6 protein-coding genes are annotated in these 5,297 nt (G+C 72.7%); 2 read left to right on the plus strand and 4 right to left on the minus strand.

The features are described 5' to 3' along the window. The first annotated feature begins 71 nt into the window (after positions 1 to 71). Positions 72 to 590 carry a DinB family protein gene (locus ACSNOK_RS30330; protein WP_436784004.1) on the plus strand — a complete coding sequence of 173 codons (519 nt, stop codon included), beginning with the start codon at positions 72 to 74 and terminating at the stop codon, positions 588 to 590. Here the strand turns inward: ACSNOK_RS30330 and ACSNOK_RS30335 are convergent. After that, positions 587 to 1,672, minus strand: coding sequence for a DMT family transporter (locus tag ACSNOK_RS30335; protein ID WP_436784005.1), 1,086 nt, complete (start codon positions 1,670 to 1,672; stop codon positions 587 to 589). The two genes, ACSNOK_RS30330 and ACSNOK_RS30335, sit on opposite strands and share 4 nt — an antisense overlap. Positions 1,673 to 1,739: 67 nt before the next feature. Here ACSNOK_RS30335 and ACSNOK_RS30340 point away from each other — a divergent pair, with 67 nt between their 5' ends. After that, entirely contained in the window at positions 1,740 to 2,609 is an 870-nt protein-coding gene (locus ACSNOK_RS30340) for an AraC family transcriptional regulator (protein WP_436784006.1), read from the plus strand. Positions 2,610 to 2,659: 50 nt separating this feature from the next. On the opposite strand, the gene ACSNOK_RS30345 is transcribed toward ACSNOK_RS30340, so the two are convergent. The 3 genes from ACSNOK_RS30345 to ACSNOK_RS30355 all read right to left on the minus strand — a co-directional run bounded on the left by ACSNOK_RS30345 (position 2,660) and on the right by ACSNOK_RS30355 (position 5,111). Beyond that, positions 2,660 to 4,159: an amino acid permease gene (locus tag ACSNOK_RS30345; protein WP_436784007.1), complete on the minus strand. Its 1,500-nt coding sequence runs from the start codon at positions 4,157 to 4,159 to the stop codon at positions 2,660 to 2,662. Positions 4,160 to 4,315: 156 nt separating this feature from the next. Beyond that, entirely contained in the window at positions 4,316 to 4,636 is a 321-nt protein-coding gene (locus tag ACSNOK_RS30350) for a DMT family transporter (RefSeq protein ID WP_436784008.1), read from the minus strand. A gap of 76 nt (positions 4,637 to 4,712) precedes the next feature. Beyond that, positions 4,713 to 5,111: a DMT family transporter gene (locus ACSNOK_RS30355; protein ID WP_436784009.1), complete on the minus strand. Its 399-nt coding sequence runs from the start codon at positions 5,109 to 5,111 to the stop codon at positions 4,713 to 4,715. Between the last annotated feature and the right edge of the window lie 186 nt (positions 5,112 to 5,297).

A 5,297-nucleotide genomic window follows, 5' to 3' on the forward strand; every position in this document is an offset into this window, starting at 1 on the left:
CCACTGACAATCGCCCCCGGCCGTTCCCGCGGCCGGGGGCGATTGTCAGTGGTGCGTGGGAAGGTGACCGCATGACGAAGACACCGGACGGCCGCCCCATCCCGCCCCCGCTCGCCGGTGAGCGAGAGGCGTTGGAGAGCTGGCTCGACTTCCAGCGCGAGACCCTCGCGGTGAAGTGCGCGGGGCTCGACGACGAGCAGGCGCGCCGCGCCTCCGTAGCCCCTTCCCCGATGTCCCTGCTGGGGCTGGTGCGGCATATGGCGGTCGTGGAACGCAACTGGTTCCAGCGGGTGTTCGCCGGCCGGTCGGTGCCGGAGCCCCCGCCGAACGGCGGCTTCGACCTCGCGCCCGGGGACAGGCTGGACGAGGCCCTGGCCGCCTGGCGGGCGGAGGTCGCGCTGGGCAGGGAGCTCATCGCGGACGCCTCGCTCGACGACGTGGGCCGGCTGTCGCCGGAGGAGGCGAAGGGGCTGGGCTCGGAGGAGGTGTCCCTGCGCTGGATCCTCATCCACCTGATAGAGGAGTACGCGCGGCACAACGGGCACGCGGACCTGCTCCGGGAGACGGTGGACGGAGTCACGGGGCTCTAGGCCCGGGCTCCGCTGCGTCCACTGCGCCCGCGCCGCGCGGGCCGGTCCGCCTGGCCCGCGGGGCGCGCGTCGGGCAGCCGCCGGGCTCCCGCCGCTCCCCTGCCCGACGTCAGGGCGATCACGGCACCCAGCAGCAGGACCACCGCGCCGGTCCCCTGGAGCGGGCCGACGGACTCGCCGAGAAAGACGGTGGCGCAGAGGATGTTGACGACCGGGACGGTGAACATCATGAGGGACGCCCGCGCGGGGCCCACCGCCCGCACGCCGCGGTAGTAGAGGAGGTTGGCCACGGCCGCCGCGCCGACGGCCAGGTAGGCGGCGTTCAGCCAGACACCGGACGGCAGTTCGCCCCACCGCACGTGGGCCAGGTCGGGCGCGGCGAGCGCGCCGAGCAGGGCGGCGCCCGCGCAGGTCGCGTACGTGGTGGCGCGGAGCGGTTCGACGCCGGCCAGGACGCGCGGTCCGATCAGGGTGTAGGCGGCCCAGCACACCGCGCTGAGGAGGTAGAGACCGTCGCCCGGCAGCCGGGACGCGGTCCCGCCCCCGCCGGCGGCGCCGACGAGGAAGACCACAGCGCCGGTGAGCCCCAGCCCCAGGCCCGCCCACCGCGCCCGGGTGGCCTTCTCCTTGCCGGTGAGGAGGAGGAACGCACTGGTGAACACCGGGCTCATCACCGGTATGAGGATGCCCGCGTCCAGGGAGGGAGCCAGCGAAAGGCCCCAGAAGAAGAAGCCGTTGTAGGCGAACACGCCCAGGACGCCCGCCGCGGCGGCGAGCCCGGGGGCACGCCACCGGGACGCACGCCCCTGGGGTACATCCGCGCGCACGGCACCCTCAAGCGCCCCGCCGTCACCCCCGCCCGTACCGCCCACGCGTTCCCCGCCCCCGCGTTTCTCGCGTGCGCGGAGGAACGCCGAGGCGGCCAGCAGGGCGACGGCGGCACCGCCGAAGCGCAGGAACGCCGCCACGGAATGCGGCACTTGACCGACCACCGCTTTGGAGCTGGAGAAGGCGCTCCCCCACAGGGTCATGGTCACCATCAGGAGCAGGTACGGGTTGCTCGGCCCTTTCCTCGTCGCCATGGACCGGACCCTGACAGGCGCGCGGCCCGCCTGTCTTGAACGCTGGTGCGCCGGTCAGAATGGCGCCATGACGACCGGAGACGGCTGGGTGCGGTACTGGCGGGACCCCGATCCCGCCCGTCCGCTCGAAGCCATGCACGCGCACTTCTTCGATCACGTCTACGCGCCGCACGCCCATGACGCCTACTCCTTCGGCATCACCGACCTGGGCGCCCAGCGGTTCCGCTGCCGCGGGGCGCACCACACCAGCGGGGCCGGCATGGTGATGGCCTTCAACCCGGACGAGGTGCACGACGGGCACGCCGCCGCCGAGGCGGGATACGCCTACCGCATCGTCCACATCGGGGCGTCGGTCGTCCACGACGTGCTGGCCGACGCCGCCGACGGGCGCGCCCCGGCGATGCCGTTCTTCGTCCGCCCGGTCCTGACGGACCCCGTGCTCGCCGGCGCGCTCGCGCGCCTGCACGCCTCCCTGGCCGGGCCGGCGGGCGCACTGGCCCGGGAGGAACTGCTGGCCTCCACGGTCCTGGCCATGGCGGCCCGGGGCGCCACCCGGGCGCCCCGCCGCCGCACCCTCTCGGACGGCGGCCGGCGGCACGCGGCGCGCCGGGCCCGCGCCCTGCTGGACGAGGCGTACGCCGAACCGCTGTCGGCCGGCGACCTGGCCGGGGCGGCCGGGTGCAGCCGCTACGCCGTGTACCGGGCGTTCCGTGCGGAGTTCGGTATGTCGCCCAGCGACTACCAGCGGCTCCTGCGCCTCCGCCGGGCCCGCGCACTGCTGGCCGGCGGAGTGCCCGCCGCGGAGGCGGCCGAGTCCGCCGGATTCTCGGACCAGGCGCACTTCGGCCGCTGGTTCAAGCGCGCCTACGGGATCACACCCGGCATGTACCGGCGCGCCGTGCACGGCCCGCCGCCCGGCACCCCCTCGGGCCGCTGACGCCCGCCGGCCGCGTCCCGGCCGTCCCGGCCGTCCGGTCCTCCCGGCGCTCAGGCCCGGGACGCGCTCCCCCGCCGAAGGAACGCCCAGCCGAGGAGCAGCAGGACGACCCAGACGCCCATCACGTACAGCGCGATCCGCGTGTCCGCGCTCCAGGCGATGAGGACCGTCACGAACGCGAAGAAGGCCAGCGCCAGCAGGTTGGTGTACGGCGCGCCCGGGAGGCGGTACGGGGAGGCTTCCGCGGCGCCCCGCGCGACCGCGCGGCGGTAGCGGAGGTGGGTGACGAGGATGACGCTCCAGACGAGGATCGCCCCGCCCGTCGACACGGAGGTGATGTACGCGAACGCGTGCTCCGGGTCGAGGGCGTTGACGAGGACGCCGAGGCCCATGACGACGGCCGACACCCACAGCGCGGGAGCGGGGACACCGCGTCCGGTGAGCCTGGAGAGTGCCTTGGGGGCGTGGCCGTTGACGGAGGCGGTGCGCAGCATGCGGGCCGTCGAGTAGAGGCCGCCCGCGTTGCAGGAGGACAGCGCGGAGGTGAGCACGATGAAGTTGACGATGCCCGCCGCGGCCGGGATGCCGATCTTCGCGAAGGCGGCGACGAAGGGGCTGACGCCCGGGCTGAACTCCGCCCAGCTGACCACCGACAGGATGACGATCAGCGTGCCGATGTAGAAGAGGCCGAAGCGCACCGGGAGGCTGTTGATGGCCCGGGGGATGTTCTTCTGCGGGTCCTCCGCCTCTCCGGCGGTGACGCCGACGAGTTCGACGCCCAGGTAGGCGAAGAGGACGATCTGGAGCGTCATCAGCGAGTCGTGCACGCCGTGCGGCGCGATCCCGCCGTCCTTCCACAGGTGGGTCACCGAGGCGGTGTCGCCGACGTCGCCGAAGCCGATCACCAGGACGGCGAGGCCGACGAGGATCATCGCGACGATGGCCACGACCTTGACGAGCGCGAACCAGAACTCCAGCTCGCCGAAGGCCTTCACCGAGATCATGTTCACGGCCAGCAGCACCACCAGCGACACCAGCGCCGTCTGCCACTGGGCCACCCCGGGGAACCAGTACTTGACGTACTGCCCTGCCGCCGTGATCTCGGCCATGCCGGTGGTGACCCACATGATCCAGTAGGTCCAGGCGGTGGCGTACCCCCAGAAGGGGCCGAGGAACTCCCGCGCGTACTCGGCGAAGCTGCCGGACACCGGGCGGTGCGTGAGCAGTTCGCCCAGCGCGCGCATCACCAGGAAGAGGACGGCGCCGGCCACCGCGTACCAGATGATCAGGCTCGGTCCGGCCTGGGATATGGCCGTTCCGGCGCCCAGGAACAGGCCCGTGCCGATGGTGCCGCCGATGGCGATCATCTGGATCTGCCGGGTGCCGAGTCCGCGCTGGTAGCCCTCCTCGGTGGCACCCCCGCCGTTCGCCCCGGCCGGCCCGCCCGCCCCGGCCCGCCCGACGGCGCTCCGTCGGCCGGGACCGGCGTCCACGGGACCGGCGTCCACGGGCCCGGCGGGCGTCGTCCCGCCCGTTGTCGGTGGCTGCATGCAACAGAACCCTTCTCGATCCGTGCCGGCGAGCCGTGCCGCTCTTCGGCACGGAGCTCGGTTCCGCGACCCTAGGGACGCTTTTCGGCCATCGACAAGTGTTTCCGAGATCTTCATACAGCACAGGGGCGCAGGTCACACCCCGTGCGCCGGGGTTCAGGCGCCGGCCGCCAGCTTGAGCGTGACCGCTCCGGCGATGATCGCCGCGAAGGAGAGCAGCTTGGGCAGCGTGATCTTCTCCTTGTAGAGCACGGCCCCGAAGACGACCGTGCCGATGGAACCGATCCCCGTCCAGACCGTGTAACCGACGCCCACATCGAGGGTCTTGAGCGCCTGGCTGAGCGTGTAGATGCCGCCGGCGGCGGCGAGGAGGGTGAAGACGGACGGCCAGAGCCGGGTGAAGCCCTTGGTCGCGTTGGTGCCCAGCGCGAAGGCGATCTCGAAGACGATGGCGACGGCGAGGTAGGCCCAGGCCATGATGGTGCTCCTTTGCGGGATGTGACGAGCTCTCGGGGTGCGGCAGACGGGAGAGAAGGGGAAGAGGGGGCAGGGATCAGGCGGAGGCCGGAGTACGGCGCGGGTCGGAGGCCGCGTCCGGGTCCGAGGCGGCCGCGTCCGCCCCCTCCGTCCCACCGAACCCGTCGGCGACCTTGAGCCCGAGCACCCCGCCGATGATCAGGACGAAGGCGAGCACCTTCCAGCCGTCGACCGGCTCATCGAAGATCACCGAGCCGAGGACGACCGTGCCGACGGATCCGATGCCCGTCCAGACGGTGTAGCCGACTCCGACGTCCAGCGTCCTGAGCGCCAGGCTCAGGAAGAAGATGCCCCCGGCGGCGGCCCCGGCGGTCAGGAGCGAGGGCCCCAACCTGGTGAACCCTTCGGTGGCGTTGGTGGCGAGGGCGAAAACGACCTCGAAGACGGACGCGACGAGCAGGTAGATCCAGGCCATGGTTCCGGCTCCTCCAGGCGGTGGTAGGTATTTGCATGTACGTGCATGTTCTTGGCGATAGGCAGAAGCATGCATGTGCAAGTAACCTTGTGTCAACGCCGCCCCGCGCCGCCCGCGCCGCCCCGCGACCGCGACGCCGCCCACGACCCACCGGAGCCGCAGATGCCCGCCCCCACCGCCAAACCC

This window comes from Streptomyces sp. URMC 126, from assembly GCF_051386555.1.
In the GTDB taxonomy this organism is placed as follows: Bacteria; Actinomycetota; Actinomycetes; order Streptomycetales; family Streptomycetaceae; genus Streptomyces.